This is a genomic window from Actinomadura sp. CNU-125, assembly GCF_001942465.1.
GTDB lineage: Bacteria > Actinomycetota > Actinomycetes > Streptosporangiales > Streptosporangiaceae > Spirillospora.
Genome location: NZ_MKJY01000093.1, coordinates 1 through 17104 on the forward strand (window position 1 = coordinate 1; position 17104 = coordinate 17104).

The 17104-nt window shown below is 70.9% G+C and carries 20 protein-coding genes and 2 pseudogenes; 15 read left to right on the forward strand and 7 right to left on the reverse strand.

The features are described from left to right. Nucleotides 1-39: 39 nt before the first annotated feature. Nucleotides 40-804 carry a helix-turn-helix domain-containing protein gene (locus BJF79_RS12310; protein WP_158079156.1) on the reverse strand — a complete coding sequence of 255 codons (765 nt, stop codon included), beginning with the start codon at nucleotides 802-804 and terminating at the stop codon, nucleotides 40-42. Between the two features lie 139 nt (nucleotides 805-943). Between BJF79_RS12310 and BJF79_RS12315 the strand changes: the two genes are divergently transcribed. Together BJF79_RS12315 and BJF79_RS53110 are read left to right on the forward strand one after the other, a co-directional pair. Next, complete coding sequence (locus BJF79_RS12315; protein WP_075897189.1) at nucleotides 944-1330, forward strand: ATP-binding protein; 387 nt, start codon at nucleotides 944-946, stop codon at nucleotides 1328-1330. Between the two features lie 310 nt (nucleotides 1331-1640). Beyond that, nucleotides 1641-2093 carry a hypothetical protein gene (locus BJF79_RS53110; protein WP_143219864.1) on the forward strand — a complete coding sequence of 151 codons (453 nt, stop codon included), beginning with the start codon at nucleotides 1641-1643 and terminating at the stop codon, nucleotides 2091-2093. 70 nt (nucleotides 2094-2163) lie between these two features. Here the strand turns inward: BJF79_RS53110 and BJF79_RS12320 are convergent, their stop codons facing one another. After that, nucleotides 2164-2772: a TetR/AcrR family transcriptional regulator gene (locus BJF79_RS12320; protein WP_075897191.1), complete on the reverse strand. Its 609-nt coding sequence runs from the start codon at nucleotides 2770-2772 to the stop codon at nucleotides 2164-2166. Between the two features lie 76 nt (nucleotides 2773-2848). Here BJF79_RS12320 and BJF79_RS12325 point away from each other — a divergent pair, with 76 nt between their 5' ends. The 3 genes from BJF79_RS12325 (at nucleotide 2849) to BJF79_RS12335 (ending at nucleotide 5371) form a co-directional block, all read left to right on the forward strand. After that, nucleotides 2849-3613 carry an SDR family oxidoreductase gene (locus BJF79_RS12325; protein WP_075897193.1) on the forward strand — a complete coding sequence of 255 codons (765 nt, stop codon included), beginning with the start codon at nucleotides 2849-2851 and terminating at the stop codon, nucleotides 3611-3613. Nucleotides 3614-3728: 115 nt separating this feature from the next. Beyond that, nucleotides 3729-4763, forward strand: a complete 1035-nt coding sequence (locus BJF79_RS12330; RefSeq protein ID WP_143219865.1) for an LGFP repeat-containing protein — start codon at nucleotides 3729-3731, stop codon at nucleotides 4761-4763. Nucleotides 4764-4834: 71 nt separating this feature from the next. Continuing rightward, on the forward strand, nucleotides 4835-5371 hold the full coding sequence (locus BJF79_RS12335) for a dihydrofolate reductase family protein (RefSeq protein WP_075897197.1): 537 nt from the start codon (nucleotides 4835-4837) through the stop codon (nucleotides 5369-5371). On the opposite strand, the gene BJF79_RS12340 is transcribed toward BJF79_RS12335, so the two are convergent. From BJF79_RS12340 to BJF79_RS59575, 5 genes are all read right to left on the reverse strand, one after another. Beyond that, on the reverse strand, nucleotides 5359-6501 hold the full coding sequence (locus BJF79_RS12340) for an AMP nucleosidase (RefSeq protein WP_075897199.1): 1143 nt from the start codon (nucleotides 6499-6501) through the stop codon (nucleotides 5359-5361). The genes BJF79_RS12335 and BJF79_RS12340 overlap by 13 nt on opposite strands. 9 nt (nucleotides 6502-6510) lie before the next feature. Beyond that, the gene (locus BJF79_RS12345; RefSeq protein ID WP_075897201.1) at nucleotides 6511-6861 is read right to left on the reverse strand and encodes a tetratricopeptide repeat protein; all 351 of its coding nucleotides are present in this window, start codon (nucleotides 6859-6861) and stop codon (nucleotides 6511-6513) included. Between the two features lie 58 nt (nucleotides 6862-6919). Next, the gene (locus BJF79_RS12350) at nucleotides 6920-8653 is read right to left on the reverse strand and encodes a pyruvate dehydrogenase (protein ID WP_075897204.1); all 1734 of its coding nucleotides are present in this window, start codon (nucleotides 8651-8653) and stop codon (nucleotides 6920-6922) included. A 77-nt stretch (nucleotides 8654-8730) separates the two neighbouring features. Next, nucleotides 8731-9060, reverse strand: a complete 330-nt coding sequence (locus BJF79_RS59570; protein ID WP_262401911.1) for a hypothetical protein — start codon at nucleotides 9058-9060, stop codon at nucleotides 8731-8733. Beyond that, nucleotides 9057-9386, reverse strand: coding sequence for a helix-turn-helix domain-containing protein (locus tag BJF79_RS59575; protein ID WP_262401912.1), 330 nt, complete (start codon nucleotides 9384-9386; stop codon nucleotides 9057-9059). The genes BJF79_RS59570 and BJF79_RS59575 overlap by 4 nt, the downstream gene beginning before the upstream one ends. A 153-nt stretch (nucleotides 9387-9539) precedes the next feature. On the opposite strand from BJF79_RS59575, the gene BJF79_RS12360 reads away from it, so the two are divergent. The 10 genes and pseudogenes from BJF79_RS12360 to BJF79_RS55365 form a co-directional block, all read left to right on the forward strand. After that, complete coding sequence (locus tag BJF79_RS12360) at nucleotides 9540-9992, forward strand: nuclear transport factor 2 family protein (RefSeq protein ID WP_075897206.1); 453 nt, start codon at nucleotides 9540-9542, stop codon at nucleotides 9990-9992. A gap of 109 nt (nucleotides 9993-10101) precedes the next feature. Beyond that, nucleotides 10102-10815, forward strand: coding sequence for an SDR family NAD(P)-dependent oxidoreductase (locus BJF79_RS12365; RefSeq protein ID WP_262401913.1), 714 nt, complete (start codon nucleotides 10102-10104; stop codon nucleotides 10813-10815). Then, on the forward strand, nucleotides 10808-11608 hold the full coding sequence (locus BJF79_RS12370) for an SDR family NAD(P)-dependent oxidoreductase (RefSeq protein ID WP_075897208.1): 801 nt from the start codon (nucleotides 10808-10810) through the stop codon (nucleotides 11606-11608). Before BJF79_RS12365 ends, BJF79_RS12370 begins: the two co-directional genes overlap by 8 nt. Continuing rightward, a pseudogene (locus BJF79_RS66755) lies at nucleotides 11605-12816 on the forward strand (FAD-dependent oxidoreductase); the annotation flags it as partial. The gene BJF79_RS12370 and the pseudogene BJF79_RS66755, both read left to right, overlap by 4 nt. A gap of 317 nt (nucleotides 12817-13133) precedes the next feature. Then, the gene (locus BJF79_RS66760; protein ID WP_410050075.1) at nucleotides 13134-13343 is read left to right on the forward strand and encodes a hypothetical protein; all 210 of its coding nucleotides are present in this window, start codon (nucleotides 13134-13136) and stop codon (nucleotides 13341-13343) included. Beyond that, nucleotides 13247-13612, forward strand: a pseudogene (locus BJF79_RS66765) (MFS transporter); the annotation flags it as partial. The gene BJF79_RS66760 and the pseudogene BJF79_RS66765, both read left to right, overlap by 97 nt. A gap of 79 nt (nucleotides 13613-13691) precedes the next feature. Beyond that, nucleotides 13692-14447 (forward strand): MFS transporter, encoded by a 756-nt coding sequence (locus tag BJF79_RS59580; RefSeq protein WP_262401915.1) that lies wholly within the window; start codon nucleotides 13692-13694, stop codon nucleotides 14445-14447. A 73-nt stretch (nucleotides 14448-14520) separates the two neighbouring features. Then, nucleotides 14521-15063 carry a MarR family winged helix-turn-helix transcriptional regulator gene (locus BJF79_RS12385; protein ID WP_075897210.1) on the forward strand — a complete coding sequence of 181 codons (543 nt, stop codon included), beginning with the start codon at nucleotides 14521-14523 and terminating at the stop codon, nucleotides 15061-15063. Nucleotides 15064-15178: 115 nt separating this feature from the next. Beyond that, complete coding sequence (locus BJF79_RS12390) at nucleotides 15179-16375, forward strand: homogentisate 1,2-dioxygenase (protein ID WP_075897212.1); 1197 nt, start codon at nucleotides 15179-15181, stop codon at nucleotides 16373-16375. Further along, a partial coding sequence (locus BJF79_RS55365; protein ID WP_158079157.1) for a hypothetical protein occupies nucleotides 16372-17104 on the forward strand: 733 nt, incomplete at its 3' end. The genes BJF79_RS12390 and BJF79_RS55365, both read left to right, overlap by 4 nt.

Consider the following 17104-nt stretch of genomic DNA (forward strand, 5'->3'; position numbering starts at 1 on the left):
TGTCGTGCCAACGACCTTCCCTTCCGGTTCTCCCCAACTCTAGTTGGGGCCCTGTCCGGAAGATCCGTGGCACCTCAGGTCGACCAGAACGCGGGACAGTGCGGCCAAGTCTTCGGGGTTGTCTGTCGTGAGCCCTCGTATAGCCGTTTCGATATAGGCTACCTGGCTCATATCGGCCATCGTAGCCACGATGAAGCTGCTGCCGTTCCCGCCGTGCTCGCCGCTACTCAGCACCACTTGGACCGTCACGTTGGGACGCTCGCTCAAGGAGATCAGGTGTGCGAGTTGTTCCCTCATGGTCTCGGCCGTGCCGACTTGCCGGTAAAGCGTCTGCTCGTCGACCAGGAAGGTCATCGAGGGTGGGTTCTCCTTGTCGATGATCGCTTGCCGTTCCAGCCGAGCGGCCACTGCTTCGTCGTTGCCCACCAGGATCGCTGCTGCGTAAGACGGGCACTGCGCCAACCCCGCGATGACCGAGAGTTGATAGCAGGTCAGATCGATCGCGTCGGCTTCGATTTGCGGCCAGTCGAACCAGATCGGGACGGGGTGGCCGTCCTTGTTCAGGTCCTCCCACAGGCTGACGAGTGATCTGCCCGCTTCGAGATAGTCGTCCACCAACTCCACGTAGGAGCGGGTGGCGCGCTTCTTGCCAGCCTCGATCCTGCTGACCTGGGCGGCACTCACCTTCGTCAGGTGGGCGATCGTCTCCTGCTTGATGTTCTTGGCTTCTCGGAGTCGTCGCATCTGCCGTCCGAGCGCGACGAGGGCGGGGGACTCCTGAGGACGCTGGCGTCGTACGGCCATGATCATTTACCTCTCTCGGTAAGTTGCATCTACGGCCGGGACTTTGCTCTTGCTCGCCACTTTCGCTTGGCATACCAATTCTAGCCCTGCAAGTGGCTGAATGTGTGCAGTACGCCACACTCAGTGAGGAGGGCTGGACATGATCGAGGCGGCGCACGCCGAGATGGTGGTCAAGCGGCACCTGAGGTCAATCGGAGAAGTTCGAGGCTTCATTCGGCTGGTGCTCGGGCCGACCGGGATGGACGACTTTGTTCCGTGCCTGGTCGCGAGCGAGCTGGTCACCAACGCGATCCGGCACACCACCGGGGACGACGACGTCATGTTCCGGCTCGGGCACAACGAGGACGGCTCCCTCTGGATGGAGGTGCAGGACTCCCTCTGGGAGGAGCCGCGCGTGCAGCGGGCCGATCTGGACGGCGAGTCCGGGCGCGGCCTGTTCGTCGTCGAGCAGTACACCCGCTACTGGGGCGTGCGGCCCCTGTCCGGCAACACCGGCAAGGTCGTCTTCGCGGTTTTGAACCCGTGAGGACGTGAGCGGCGGGACGGCTCCCTCCTGTCACAACGCCGTCCCTCCGTTCCCTTGCCCGCAGCAGCTTCGACCGGCGTGACCGGCGCCCCGGCGTCATGTCTGGGACGCCGGGAAGGTGTTCGCCGCCGCCGGGCCCGGCCCGTCAGGGCACGTCCGCCGAGGTGCCACGCCGCCGCACGTCCGGGCCGGTTCGCGGTGGCGGTGGCGGTGGCGCAGGTGTGAGCCCCCGCGCATCCATGTCCGCAAGCGCCGTCGACGAGGACGGCGCCGAACGCGGGGGCCCGATCGGAAAACGGAGGTCCGATCCATGCACGACGAGCACAACACGGCCGCAGGACCCTTCCCGGCCTGGCTGGAGCAAGACCCCGAAAGAGTCCAGGCGGCCCTGGCCCGCCGCTTCCCCGGCGTCCCGTCCTGGCACGGCGAGTGGACGGGCTCCTGGTGGTCGATGGTCGGCGACCGTCTCCTAGAGGCCGCCTGCCCCTTCACCCTCGCCGACATGATCCAGACGGCCCTGGCCGCAACCCGCCCGGCACCGCCCCCGGCTCGTCCAGCACCGTCCACCCCGGCACCGCCGCCCGATCTGCTCCCCCGCCTCGAACCCCACCCGGCCACCCGCCTCCGGCCGCACCCGACGTCGCGACTCGGCACGTCCGCGGCCCCACGCCCACCGAGCTGCCACACCGCTACCGGCCGTCGCCCGGCCGGTTTCCTCACCCGCCTGCGAGCACTACTCCGCCTCCCCGCACCGGCCCGATGACGTCCCTGTCCACGTCCGTTGAAGCGGGACGGCCCCGTGAGCGTTGCGGCGGCCGTCGGTTGGGGGGCGGTCAGTGGGGCCAGGCGGCCATTGCTTGGTCGGCTATTCGGGTTAGTTCGGGTTCGTCGGCGCCGTCGCGTGCTTGTTGGGACATGCCTTGGAGTACGGCGGCGAAGTAGGCCGCGAGGGTGGTCGGGTCGGCGGTCGGGGGTAGTTCGCCGGCGTCCTGGGCGGCCTGGAGACGGTCGCGGAACGCGGTTTTGTTCGCGGTGCGGCGGTCGCGTAGGAAGGTCGCGATCTCTTCGTCTTCGGCGGTCACGTTGGTCGCGGCGGTGATGACGAGGCAGCCGGGCGGGTGGGGGCCGCCTGCGTAGTGGACGGCGGCGTCGCGGAGGAGCCGCTCGAACGCTTCGCGTGCGGTGGGGGCTTCGCGGAGCGCGGCTGCGATGAAGGTGCCCTGCGGCTGCTGGCCGAAGAGGGCCACTGCCTCCTCGAAGAGCGTTTTCTTGTCGCCGAACGCCGCGTACAGGCTGGCCGGGCGGATGCCCATCGCGGTGGTGAGGTCGCTGACCGAGGTGGCCTCGTAGCCGCGCTCCCAGAAGAGGGTCATCGCCTGCCGCAGCGCGGCGTCCCGGTCGAACCCGCGCGGCCGTCCACGGGCCCCCTGTCGCTGTGCCATGGCCCCATTGTAGAGCGCTCGCTCAAGAAGTGTGCTAGGTTCTTTTCTTGAGTGATCAATCAATAAAGGAGTCATCATGAACGCACTGGACGGCAAGGTCGCGCTGGTCACCGGCGGTGGACGGGGCATCGGACGGGCGATCGCGGAGCGCTTCGCGCGGGAGGGCGCCATCGTGGCGATCACCTATGCGCGGGACTCGGCGTCGGCGGACGAGGTGGTCGCGGGCATTCGGACGGGCGGTGGGCGCGCGTTCGCGTTGCAGGCCGAACTGGGGACGCACGGTGACGCCCACCGGTTGTGGGACGCCTTCGACAAGGAGCTCGCGCAGTACGCGTCCGGTGGTGTCGACATCATCGTGAACAACGCCGGCGAGGGGCTCTACCAGGACCTTGAGTCGATGACGGAGGAGGCGTTCGACCGGGTGTACGCGGTCAACGTGCGAGCACCGTTCTTCATCGTCCAGCAGGCGCTGCCGCGGCTGCGGGACGGGGGGCGGATCATCAACATCGGCAGCGGCGTGACGCGGCTCGCGATGCCGTCGATCATGGGCTACGGGGCCACCAAGGGCGCCATGGACGTGTTCACGCTCAACCTCGCCGAGCTGCTCGGCCCGCGCGGTATCACCGCGAACACCGTCGCCCCCGGCATCGTCGACACCGACATGAACGCCGACTGGTTGCGGGGGAACGCCGAGGCCGACGAGCACTGGTCGGGGCGGACCGCGCTGCGGCGGGTGGGGCGTCCGGACGACATCGCCGACATCGCCGCGTTCCTGGCGTCCGACGACGCCCGCTGGGTGACGGCCCAGGTCATCGACGCCACCGGCGGCGCCGACCTCTGAGTGATCTACGTCATATCGGGTGTTCTCTTTTGCCCTTCCGGTGCGTGGAGAGCGGTTGCTACCGTGCATCCAAATGAACAGTGATGTTCTTTAGTGCTCCCGGAAAGGGTCTGCCATGGCCAAGCGGCCGAGATCTGTTGCATCGCGGGTTCGGGCGGCGGCGCTGCTGACCGTCGGCGCATTCGCCGGCATGGTCGTGCAGGCGGTCCCGGCGTCCGCCGACGAAGTGGTCTGCGGCAAGTGGGTCAGAGGCGCGATCCTGGAGAAGTACCGGAGCATGGGAGGTCAGGGTTCGCCGCTGGGCTGCCCGACGACCGAAGAACTCACCACGCCGGACGGTCGCGGGAAATACACCCACTTCCAGGGCGGCTCGATCTACTGGACTTCGCAAACCGGAGCCCATCCCGTTTGGGGCGTGATCCGCGACAAGTGGGCTTCCTCCGGGTGGGAAGGAGGGAAGCTCGGGTATCCGGTCGGGGACGAGCTGACAAACCCGGACCAGCAGGGCAAGCGGCAGGAGTTCGAGGGCGGCACCTTCTACTGGCATCCCACCAGGTCCAATGGCGCGCACGCGGTGCTGGGGCGGATCGGCGAACTGTGGGGACAGTGGGGGTGGGAAGGCGGCACCTTCGGCTATCCGACGTCGGACGAGATGAGCGGCCAGAAGATCGGCGGGATTCTCGACAGCAACACCGGCGTTCGCCAGCAGTTCGAAGGTGACCGCCAGTTGCTCTGGAGTCCCGGCCAGTCGAACGCCTACGAGGTCTGCCACTCCGAATGCGTCGGCTACGTCGGCTACAACCTGACGGACTGGGTGTACAAGACCGAGGTCTACACGAATCTCGGCAACGGTCGTCGCTCGGTCCATGTGTCTCCGACCGAGGCCGGGTTCCAGGACGCCGAAGACGACTTCGAGGAGCATTGGCGGCAGGTGTGGTCCAACACTCCGTACCTTCCGAACGCGACACAAGCGGAAGTGAACTCGGTCGGGAAGCAGTTGCACTGCCATGCCATGTACGCCTATGAGATTCCCGGCCTCGGTCGGCTCGGCGGCGAGACCTGGGACCTCGAAACGTGGCACTCGGATGTTCCCTGGGAGTACGCCATCGACCCACAGGACGTCTTCGACCACGAGTGCAACTGGGAGTAGCGCCGGACGTCTGCTTCGTGCGGGCTTTCGCGGGAACCCCCCCACGACGGACGGACGACGTGGGGGGCGGCATGCGGGACTTGATCGTCACCGAGAACATCACGCTCGACGGGGTGATCGACGCGACGGGAGGGTGGTTCGACGTCGGGGGCGAGGACGACGTCGCGGAGGCGGTTCGGGAGCAGAGTGCGGCGGCGGACGCGGTGGTGTTCGGGCGGCGGACGTTCGACGACATGCGCGGCTACTGGCCGGAGCACGCGGATGTGCCGGGAGGGGTCGGGGAGTATCTCGACCGGGTGGCGAAGTACGTGGTGTCTCGCACGAGGCGTGATCCGGGGTGGGTCAACAGCACGGTGCTGCGCGGGGATCTCGGGGACGAGATCCGGGCGCTGAAGGAGCGTCCGGGCGCGGACATCGTGACGACGGGGAGCATCACGCTGGTGCACGCGCTCATCGCCGCGGGGCTCGTGGACGAGTACCGGTTGTTCGTCCATCCCGTGGTGCTCGGACGGGGCGCGCGGCTGTTCGAGGTCTCGACGCCGCGGTTGCGGCTGGTCGAGTGCCGTCCGTTCCGGTCCGGGGTGGTGCTGCTGCGTTACCGGGTCTGATCGGCGCCGAGGAGGGGTTCGTCGGCGGCGCGGAGTTCCTGGTTGGGGAGGCCGTCGGGGTACTCGCGCCGGACGCGGTCGAGGGCGGCGAGGGCGATGTCGAGGTGGTGCCGTTTGCTGGCCTCGTAGAAGGAGCGGGCGCCGTCGGAGAGTTTGGGTTCGGCGTGGAGGGGTTTGTCGGAGACGCACAGGAGCGTCGCGTTGGGGATGCGGTAGCGGAAGCCGTTCGCGGCGATCGTCGCGGATTCCATGTCGACGGCGATGCTGCGGGCGCTCTTCATCATCGCGAGGGTGCGGCCCTGGTTGAACTCCCAGTTGCGGTTGTCGGTGGTGTGGACGACGCCGAGGCGGTAGCGGGCGTTCGCGGCGTCGAGGCTGTCGAGCAGGACGGTGTTGAGCCGGTGGTTCGGGATGACGGGGATGTCGAGGGGGAGGACCTCGTCGAGGACGTGGTCGGCGCGCTGGTAGGCGGTGGCGAGCACGAAGTCGCCGAGGGCCTGGTGGTTCCGGAGGCCGCCGCAGTGGCCGATCATGACCATGGTGTCGGGGCGGAGCACCGCGAGGTGGTCGGTGATCGTTTTGGCGTTGGACGGGCCGACGCCGATGTTGACGAGGCTCACGCCGGTGCCGTCCGGGGTGCGCTGGTGCCAGGCGGGCATCTGGACGCCCGGACGGGACGGTCCCGCGGCGTCCGGGAACCGTTCGCGGAACGCCTCGACGTGCATCGCGTAGTTCGTGAACAGGACGTGCCGCTGGAACTGTTCGGCGGGCGTCCCGCAGTAGTGCGAGAGGCGGTCGAGGGAGAGCGCCATCCGTTCGGGGCCGAACAGGAAGAGTTTCTTGTGGCGCAGGTCGACGCGGTCTTCGTCGAGGGCGTCGAAGAAGCCGGGGTCGTCGAACGCCAGGGCGGGACGGGACGCGCGGACGGTCACGGTCGCGCCGGCCTTCAGCAGCGCGGACAGTTCGCGGCGCAGGTAGGGCCGGATCGCGTCCGGACGGGCGAATTCTCCGGTGATCTGCGGGTTCGCCGCCGACCATGGCCGGTGGACGTCGACGGCCGGATACCAGCCGTCGGCGTCCACGGCCTCGATGGAGTCGAGCAGGTCTTCGACGGGGGGTTCGATCGCCACGGGCGAAGCCTAGGCCAGGTCGGCGGCGGTGAGGGAGACGTCGACCGGGGCGGGCGGGACGACGCCCATGGCGGCGGCGAGGTTGTGGTGGACGCGCGCCTCGCCGGGACGGCTCTGCCGTTCGAGGGTCCGGGCGAGGACCTCGTGCGCCCAGCCGTCGCTCGGGTCCAGGTCGAGGAGCGCGCGGAGCGTCCGCTCGGCGCGGCCGAGCTGGGCGCTGTGGAAGTAGGCGCGGGCCAGCAGCTCGACGGCGGACCGGTTGCCGGGAGCCTCCTCGACGATGGGGGCGAGCAGCCGCGCGGCGGTGACGTAGTCCTTCGCGTCGAAGAACATGCGCGCCCTCTGGAACTCCTCGTACATGTCGTGCCCCCTTTCGTTGCCCGGGCCAACCGGGAGGTCGCGGTTTTTGTTCCCCGCGTCAGGGGCGGGGGATGTTGCGGAGGTTGCTGCGGGCGAGGTCGAGCATCTTGCCGACGCCGCCGGTGAGGACGGTCTTGCCCGCGGAGAGCGCGAACCCCTTGATCTGCTTCGGGGTGATGTGCGGCGGGAGGGAGAGGGCGTTCGGGTCGGTGACGACGTCGAGGAGGTAGGGGCCGGGGAGGGCGAGGGCGCGTTCGATGGCGGGACGGACGTCGCCGGGGCGTTCGACGCGGGCCGACTCGATCCCGGCGGCGGCGGCGATCGCGGCGAAGTCGGCGGGTTCGTGGTCGGTCTCGTAGGCGGGGAAGCCGTCGACCATCATTTCGAGGCGCACCATGCCGAGGGACGCGTTGTTGAACACGATCGTCTTGACGGGGATCCGGTGCAGGCGGACGGTGAGGAGTTCGCCGAGCAGCATGGCGAGGCCGCCGTCGCCGGACATCGAGATGACCTGGCGGCCGGGGGCGCCGTATTGGGCGCCGATGGCGTGCGGGAGGGCGTTGGCCATCGAGCCGTGGACGAACGAGCCCATCACGCGGCGGCGTCCGTTCGGGGTGATGTAGCGGGCGGCCCACACGTTGCACATGCCGGTGTCGACGGTGAAGATCGCGTCGTCGGCGGCGAGGTCGTCGAGGACGCTCGCGACGTATTCGGGGTGGATCGGCGTGTGTTTCTCGATGTCGCGCGTGTAGGCGGAGACGACGTTTTCGAGCGCGCGCGTGTGCTGGCGCAGCATCGCCTCCAGGTAGGTGCGGTCTCGTTTCTGTTCGACACGGTCGAGGACGAGCCGCAGGGTTTCGCCCACGTCGCCGTGGACGGCGAGGTCAAGGGGTGTGCGGCGGCCCAGGTGGGACGGGTTGTGGTCGATCTGGATCGTGTTCTGCAGGGGCAGGAAGTCGTCGTAGGGGAAGTCGGTGCCGAGGAGGAGGACGAGGTCGGCTTCCTGCATGGCGTCGTAGCAGGCGCCGTAGCCGAGGAGTCCGCTCATGCCGACGTCGAAGGGGTTGGCGAACTGGATCCATTCCTTGCCTCTGAGGGCATGGCCCACTGGGGCGAGGGTCTTGTAGGCGAGTGCCATCACTTCGGAGCGCGCGTGCCGTGTGCCCGCGCCACAGAACAGCATGACCTTGTCGGCGTGGTTCAGCGCGCGCGCCAGCTGGTCTATCTGGTCGGCGGGCGGACGGACGATGCCGCGGTCGACGAGGAAGTCGTGCTCGCCCGTGGGGTTCACGGCGTCGCAGGCGGCGACGTCCCCGGCGAGGGTGAGGACGGAGACGCCGCCGAGCCCGATCGCGTGCTGGATCGCCGTCCGGAGGATGCGGGGCATCTGCTCCGGGGTGCCGATCGCCTCGCAGTAGTGGCTGCAGTCGACGAAGAGGCGTTCGGGGTGCGTCTCCTGGAAGTAACTCGTGCCGATCTGGGTGCTCGGGATCTGTGACGCGAGCGCGAGGACGGGCGCGCCCGAGCGGTGGGCGTCGTAGAGGCCCTGGACGAGGTGGGTGTTGCCGGGGCCGCAGCTTCCGGCGCACACGGCGAGCCGTCCGGTCGTCTGGGCCTCGGCGGCGGCCGCGAAGGCACCGGCCTCCTCGTTGCGGACGTGCACCCAGTCGATCCCGCCGGTGCGGCGGACGGCGTCGACGACGGGGTTGAGGCTGTCGCCGACGACGCCGTAGATCCGGCGGACGCCGGCCCGGCGCAGGACCTCGATGAACTGTTCCGCGACCGTCGGCACCGGCCCCCACCTCCGCACTTCCCGTGTCGTCCCGATCACGGGATGCCCGATGGAGCACGGACGACACCCGGGCGGCGTCAGCGCAGGAGTGCGCCGAGACGGGCGGCGGCGTCGAGGACGGCGCGGCCGAGTTCGTCCTCGTCGGACGCCTCGAACAGCGACAGGCCCACGCTGGTCTGCGTCCGGGCGCCGGGGACGACGGCGGAGACGCCGATGATCGAGGAGCGGATCTCGCCGTAGGAGACGGCGAAGCCGCGCTCGCGGGCGAGGGCGACCTCGGGGCGTTCGCCGGGGACGGGCGGGAGCGCGGCGAGCATCGCGAGACCGGCGGAGCCGCGGTCGACGGGGTCGAGCTGGCCGACGCGGAACGCGACGTGCATGGGGGCGCGCCGGGGTTCGACGATCATGAGCATCCGCACCCGGGCGCGTCCTCGCGGACGACGAGGTGGGCGGTGGCCTGGGCGGCGTCGGTCAGTTCCTCAAGGACGGGACGCGCGAGGGTGCGCAGGTCCTGCTCGACGGGTTCGGCGAGTTCGACGAGGCCGGCGCCGAGCGAGATCCGCTTGAAGCGGTCGCGGCGGCAGAGCCGGTGGGCCTCCAGGGTGCGGACGAGCCGGTGCGCGACGGTGCGGTGCACGCCGACGCTTTCGGCGATCTCGGTGAGGGTGAGGCCCTGCGGGTGCCCGACGAGCAGTTCCAGGATCTGCAGGCCGTTGTGCAGGGTCTTCGACATTGCGGAGTCGATCTCGGGGGGCACCACATCGGGGACCGTACCGCCGCCGCCCGCTGACATGGGCCTCCTCTTGACGCGTGTGAGTCACGTTACCTACTGTGTCCGTACTTCGCACGTTGCGTGCGATAATAGCACACACGAGAGGTTCGTTCGATGTTCGAGTCGCTGCACCGGCTGTACGGGGCGCAGAGCCACCTCATCGACGGCGGCCGGGCGCGCGAGTGGGCGGCGACCTTCACCCCGGACGGCGAGTTCCGCTCGCCCACTTATCCGCGGCCCGTCGTCGGGACGGCCGAGCTGACCGCGTTCGCCGCACGGTTCGCCGCCGACGCGCGGGCCGCGGGCGTCACCGTCCGGCACGTCCTGACGAACGTGTTCGCCGAGCGGATGGACGAACGCACCGCCCTCGTCCATGCATACCTGCAGATAGTGAGCACTCCGGACGGCGGCGAGCCGCGCCTGGACCGGATGACCGTCGTCACCGACGACCTCGTCCGCGACGACGACTCGGCGGGCGGGCGGTGGCTGATCGCCCGCCGCGTCGTCCGGCGCGACGGCGGCATCGAACGGCACGAACGGCACGACACGAAGGAGCAGCAGCGATGAGCGAGACCGCCGAACCGGCCGGGCCCGGGCGCGTCGACGGGACGCCGGTGACGGCCGTGTACCCGGAGCTGCGCGGGAAGGTCGCCGTGGTGACGGGCGCGCGCGGGGCATGGGGGCGCGGTTCGCGGCGGCGCTCGCCCGGCGCGGCGTGGACGTCGTCGGGGCCGACATCGACGCGGACGCGATGGCCGTCACTGCGAAGGAGATCGCCGAGGAGGTCGCGGGCGCGGACCGTCCGGGACGGGTCGTGCCGACCGGCATGGACGTGACGAAGGCCGAAGACCACGACGCGGTCGCGGAGAGCGTCGTCGCCGAGTTCGGGCGGCTCGACTTCTGGGTGAACAACGCCGGGGTCTTCCCGTTCGCGGAGGTCGACGGCATCACCCCGGCGCAGATCCGCGCGGCGCTGTCGGTGAACGTCGAGGGGGTGCTGTTCGGGGCGCAGGCGGCGGCGCGGCACATGCGGCCGGGCGGGGCGATCGTGAACATGTCGTCGGTGTCGGCGGCGCGCGTGCGGCGGGGCCGCGGCGCGTACTGCGCGTCGAAGGCGGCGGTCGCGCACCTGACGGAGTCGCTGGCGGTCGAGCTGGGCGATCAGGGCATCCGGGTCAATTCGATCGCGCCCGGCTACATCGACACCGAGATGACCCGCTGGGTGCGGGAGGACCGGGCGGCGCTGCGGCACGCGCTGGACGTCGTCCCGCTGCACCGGCTCGGGTCGCCGGAGGAGGTCGTGGGGCCGCTGCTGTTCTTGCTGTCCGACAGTGCCCGGTACGTGACCGGGCACGGCATCGCGGTCGACGGCGGGTCCCGGCATGTCTGACGTCGCGCACGCCGACACCGTCCGCTACCCGGGGACGGTGCTGGTCACGGGCGCGGCGGGCGGCATGGGCGCGGGCCACGCGCGGGCGCTCGGCGCGCGGGGCGTGCACGTGTGCGTCGCGGACGTCGCCGACGCGGGGCCGGTCGCGGCGGAGATCCGCGCGGCCGGGGGTTCGGCGAGCGCGCACGAACTGGACGTGACGGACGCGTCCGCGTGGGCGCGCGTGATCGCGGAGATCCGGGCGGAGCGGGGCGAACTGGGCGGCCTGGTGAACAACGCCGGGATCTCGCGGCGGCTGGAGTTCATGGACACCACGGAGGAGGTGTGGGAGCGGGTCCTGCGCATCAACCTGACCGGACCGTTCCACGGAATGCGGGCGGCGGCGCCGCTGATGCGCGACTCCGGCGGCGGCTCCATCGTGAACGTCTCGTCCATCTCGGGGCAGATCGGCTACTTCTCCCCCGCCTACTCGGCAAGCAAGTGGGGACTGACCGGCCTGTCGAAGTCGGCCGCGGGCAACTTCGCCGAGTGGGGCGTCCGCGTCAACTCGCTGCATCCCGGGCCGGTCGGCACCGCACTGCTGGACGGTGCGGACGCGTTCGTCGAGTCGCTCGTGCGGAGCATCCCCGCCGGGCGCACCGGACGCCCGGAGGAGATCACCGACGCCGTCCTGTTCCTGCTGTCGGACCGCTCCACCTACCTGACCGGCTCCGAGGTGACCGTCGACGGCGGCCTCGTGAGCAACGGCCTGTACCACCGCGTCCTCGCCGACACCGGAGGTGACCTCGGATGAACCCGGACGTGATCGTCATCGGCGGCGGCGGCGCGGGCCTCGCCGCCGCGGCCACCGCCGCCGAGGCGGGCGCCGCCGTCCTGCTGCTGGAATCGGAGCGGGAACCGGGCGGCTCCACGCAACTGTCGGCGGGCATGTTCACCGCGGCGGGCACCGGCGTGCAGGCGGGGCTCGGCATCGAGGACTCGCCGGAACGCTTCTTCCAGCACTACATGGACCTCAACCACTGGATGCTCAACCCCGGCCTGATCATGGCGTTCTGCCGGAACGCGGCGCCGACGCTGGAGTGGCTGATCGGCCTCGGCGTGGAGGTCCCGGCGGCCGTGTCGCACAACGCGCACATGCCGGGCCTCTGCCAGGCGGGCGTCGAGGACGTGTGGCGCGGGCACGTCCCGCGCGACCAGGGCCTCGGGATCGTCCGGACGCTCGTGCGGGCCTGCCGCGCGAACGGCGTGGAGATCGTCCCGAACACGCGGGTGGAACGGCTGATCGAGGAGGACGGCCGGGTCGCCGGGGTCGTCGCGGACGGCCTGGACGTGCGGGCCCGCGCGGTCGTGGTCGCCACCGGCGGCCTCGCGCACGACCGTGACCTGCTCGAACGCCACTACCCGGCGGCGCTGCGGGCGGGCGACGACCTGTTCGTCGTGGCGGCGCCGGGCGCGCGCGGCGACCACATGCGGTTCGGTGAGCAGGTCGGCGCCGCCGTCGCGGGCGACGGCCAGGGACTGCTGCTTCCGACGGCGTACTTCCAGCGGCTGCACCACTGGCAGTCGGGGTTCCCGCCGAAGTCGCGGATCCACGTGAACGGGCACGGCCGCCGGTTCATGGACGAGGACGCCTCGTACGCGGTGTCGGGCGGGATCATCGACGCGCAGCCCGGCCCGGTGTGGGCGGTGTTCGACGAGCGCGCCCGGCTCGGGCTGCCCCCCGGGTACGCGCACTGGACGCCCGAGCACGTCGCGCGGGAGGCCGACGCCGGACGGACGGCGCGGGCCGGCACCCTCGACGGCCTCGCGGCGGCGATCGGCGTCCCGGCGGACGCGCTCCGCGCGGCGGTGCGCCGCTGGAACGACACGCTCCCGCACGGCCGCGACCCCGACTTCCGCAGGCACCGCACCCTCGCGAACAAGGGCTCGGACGCGCACCCCGACCCGATCGACCAGGGCCCGTTCTACGCCGTCCGGATGCTGCCCGCCGAGCTGGTCTGCACCCACGCGGGGCTGGAGATCGACGCGTCCGCGCGGGTGCTCGACGCGGGCGGCGAGGCGTCCCGGGCCTGTTCGCGGCGGGCGAGGCGGGCGCGGGCGTGCTCGGCCGACGGTACGTCGGGGGCGGCAACTCGGTCGCGGGCGCCCTCACGATGGGCCGCATCGCGGGCCGCACCGCCGCCGCGACCACCGATCCGACCACCGATCCGACGACCGTCCCGACGTCTGCGGCCGGTTGACGGCCGTCCGCCCCACCCGTCCCACCCCCACCGAGGAGAACGACATGGCGAACACGACCGCCGTCCCCGGGGACAGCGATATCGGACGCCGCACGGTCCGGAAGGTGTCGCTCCGGATCATGCCGATCATCGGCCTGCTCTACGTGTTCAACTACATGGACCGTGCCAACATCTCGTACGCGCAGCTCGGCATGGAGAACGAGCTGGCGGTCACCACGGCGGTGTTCGGCACCGCGTCGGCGATCTTCTTCCTCGCCTACGTGGTGTTCGAGATCCCCAGCAACATGATCATGAAGCGGGTCGGGGCGCGGCTGTGGCTGGCCCGGATCGCGATCAGCTGGGGCATCGTGACCGCCCTGACCGGCTTCGTGCACGACGTCACGCAGCTGTACGCGGCCCGGATCCTGCTGGGCGTCGCGGAGGCGGGCCTGTTCCCCGGCCTGCTGCTCTACCTGACGCTGTGGTTCCGGACGCAGGAGCGCGGACGGGCGATCGCGGGGCTCGCGCTGGCGCAGCCGGTCGCGATGATCCTCGGCAGCCTCACCGGCGGACTGATCCTCGACCACGTGCACTGGCTCGACATGAGCAGCTGGCGCTGGGTGTTCATCCTCCAGGGCGATCCTGATCGGCGTCGTCGTGCTGCTCCTCCTGCCGGACGTCCCGGGCAAGGCCCGCTGGCTGACGCGGGAGGAGAGCTCCTGGCTGGACGGCGAGATCGCGAAGGAGTACACGCCGCAGAAGTCGCACGGACCGCTGGACGAGCTGAAGGTCGTCCGGAACCGGAAGGTGCTGTACCTCGCGGTCGCGAACTTCTTCGCCGCGTGCGGGCTGTACGGGTTCACGTTCTTCCTGCCGAAGATCGTCGAGCAGATGGACCCGTCGTACTCGGCGACGAACATCGGGTTCCTCGGCGCGATCCCGTTCCTGGTGGGCGCGATCGGGATGGTGCTGGTCGCGCGCAATTCCGACCGGACGGGCGAGCGCCGGTGGCACGTGATCGCGCTGATGCTGATCGCGGCGGCGGGGCTGCTCGGGACGATCTGGTTCCGGCACCAGCCCGCGCTCGCGCTCGCGTGCCTGTCGCTCGTCGGGATCGGCGTGCTCGGCTACATGGCGCCGTACTGGGCGATGGCCGCGCGGGTGCTGTCGCGCGAGCACACGGCCGTCGGGCTGGCCGCGATCAACTCGATCGCCGCGCTGGGCGGGTTCTTCGGCCCGTACGTGATCGGGCAGAACGCGACGGCGGACGACGTGTCGGTCGGCCTGTACTTCCCGATCGCCTGCCTGGTGATCTGCGCGGTGATGCTCGCGTTCCTGCGGGTGCCCCGGGACGATCCGCGCCGTGCGGCCTCCGCGAAGGCGGCTCCGGCGTCGGAACCGGTCGGGAACTGATCGGGAACTGATCGGGAACTGATCGGGAACTGATCAAACCGTGAACCGTTCGGGCGCCGTTAGTGTTGCGGCCATGGACGATCGTGACGGCCCCGGGGTCGGCGAACTGGACTTCTGGTCGTTCGTCGACCTCGCGGGCGGCCGGCTGGCCGAGGAGTTCGGGTTCCCGCACCGGCTGGCGACCCGGCTGCTGCTCACGCTGAACCGGGCGTCGGCGATCGTCACCTACGACCTGGAGTCGACGGTGCACCGGCCGCGCGGCCACTCGTGGGCGGGGTTCCGGCTGCTGTTCGTCACCTGGCTGGCCGGGCCGCTGGAGCCGGGCCGGGCCGCGACGCTGGCCGGGATGAGCCGGGCGGCGGTGTCGAACCTCGCCAAGACGCTCGTCGCGGACGGGATGCTGGAGCGCACGCGCGGCGAGCGGGACGGCCGGTCGGTGATCCTGTCGCTGACCGAGCGGGGCCGCACGGCGATGCTGGAGATCTTCGCGGCCCAGCACGAGCGCGAGAAGCAGTGGGCGGACGTCCTCAGCGAGACCGAGCAGCAGATGCTGATCATGCTGCTGGACAAGCTGATCGACGGACGCACGCGGTTCGGCGCCCGCGAGCGCAGCTAGCCCGCGCGCGCGCCCGCACGCCCGCACATCCGTTAGGTCTTCCCTGCGGCGGAGAAGAGCCGTAGTGTCGGCAAAAAATAGTTAATCCATTTACTACATTCGGGAGGCGAGGAGCATGGCCCACTACCTCCGGGTCGGCGACGTGCCGCCCAAGCGCCACACCCAGCACCGGGACGGCGAGGGACGGCTGTACTACGAGGAGCTGATGGGCGAGGAGGGCTTCTCCGCCGACTCGTCGCTGCTCTACCACCGCGAGATCCCGTCGGCGATCGTCGACGCGCGCCCCTGGGACGTCCCGGCCGCCGCGACCACGCCGAACCATCCGCTGAAGCCCCGCCACCTGCGGCTGCACGACCTGTTCCCCGAGGAGCGGTGGGCGGCGACCGACGCGGTGACCGGACGGCGGCTCGTGCTCGGCAACGGCGACGTCCGCATCTCCTACGCCGTGTCCGCCGCCGACTCGCCGCTGTACCGCAACGCCGTCGGCGACGAGGTGGTCTACGTCGAGTCCGGGTCGGCGACCGTCGAGACGATCTTCGGGACCCTGCACGCCCGGCAGGGCCACTACGTGGTCATTCCCATGTCGGCGACGCACCGCTGGCTTCCCACCGGCGACGGGCCGCTGCGCACGTACGCGATCGAGGCGAACGGGCACATCGCGCCGCCCAAGCGGTACCTGTCGCGGTTCGGGCAGTTCCTCGAACACGCGCCCTACTGCGAGCGCGACCTGCACGGCCCCGGCGAGCCCCTCCAGGCGGACGGCACGGACGTCGAAGTCCTCGTGAAGCACCGCACGTCCGCCGGGATCGTCGGCACCCGCATGACCTACGCGCGGCACCCGTTCGACGTCGTCGGCTGGGACGGGTGCCTGTACCCGTTCACGTTCGACATCGCCGACTTCGAGCCGATCACCGGGCGGGTCCACCAGCCGCCGCCCGCCCACCAGGTGTTCGAGGGGCCGGGCTTCGTCGTGTGCAACTTCGTGCCCCGCAAGGTGGACTACCACCCGCTGTCGATCCCGGTGCCGTACTACCACTCCAACGTCGACTCCGACGAGATCATGTTCTACTGCGGCGGCGACTACGAGGCCCGCAAGGGCTCCGGCATCGGGCCGGGCTCGGTGTCGGTGCACCCCGGCGGCCTCGCGCACGGTCCGCAGCCCGGCGCGTACGAGCGCAGCATCGGCGCCGAGTTCTTCGACGAGCTGGCCGTCATGGTCGACACGTTCCGCCCGCTCGAACTCGGCGAGGGCGGCACGGCCTGCGACGACGGCGCGTACGTGTGGACGTGGGCGGGACGGGGGCCGGCATGACGGACGCGGACCTGCCCGCCTTCGCCGCCGGGCTGTGCGACGACGCCGCAGTGTTCCCGCCCGGACGCGCGCCGCTCGCCGAAGCCGTCCCCGCGCACCGCCGCCACCGCGCCGCGCCGTACGCGGAGATGGTGGGCCCGCTCGTCCTGCCCGCGACGGCACTGGACGACCTCGCGCCGCTCCTCGACGCCGACCGTCCGCTCGACCTGACGGTCACCGCGCCCGCCGGACCCGCGCAGGCCGCGGGCGCCCTCGCGGCCGCCGCCGACCTCCCCGTCGACCTGCGCGGACTCGAAGTCGCCGTCCCGTCCGGCTGGACGGCGGCGGAGCTGATCCGCGCGGTGGACGGGCTGCGCACCGACGTCCCGGTCCACGTGGAGGTGCCGCGGGACGAGCGCCGCCCCGCGATCGTCGCGGCGCTCGCGGCGTCCGGGCACCGCGCGAAGTTCCGCACGGGCGGCATCACCCACGATCTCTACCCGGACCCGGACGAACTGGCCGCCGCGGTCGTGCTCGTCGTCGGCGCGGGCGTCCCGTTCAAGGCGACCGCGGGGCTGCACCATCCCGTCCGCAACACCGACCCGGAGACCGGCTTCGACCAGCACGGATTCCTGAACCTGCTGCTCGCCGCCGACGCCGCGCGGGGCGGCCGTCCCGCCCCAGGTCATCGCCGCGCTGCTCGCCGACCGCGACGCCGCGTCCGTCGCGGCGCGCGTCGCCGCCCTGCCC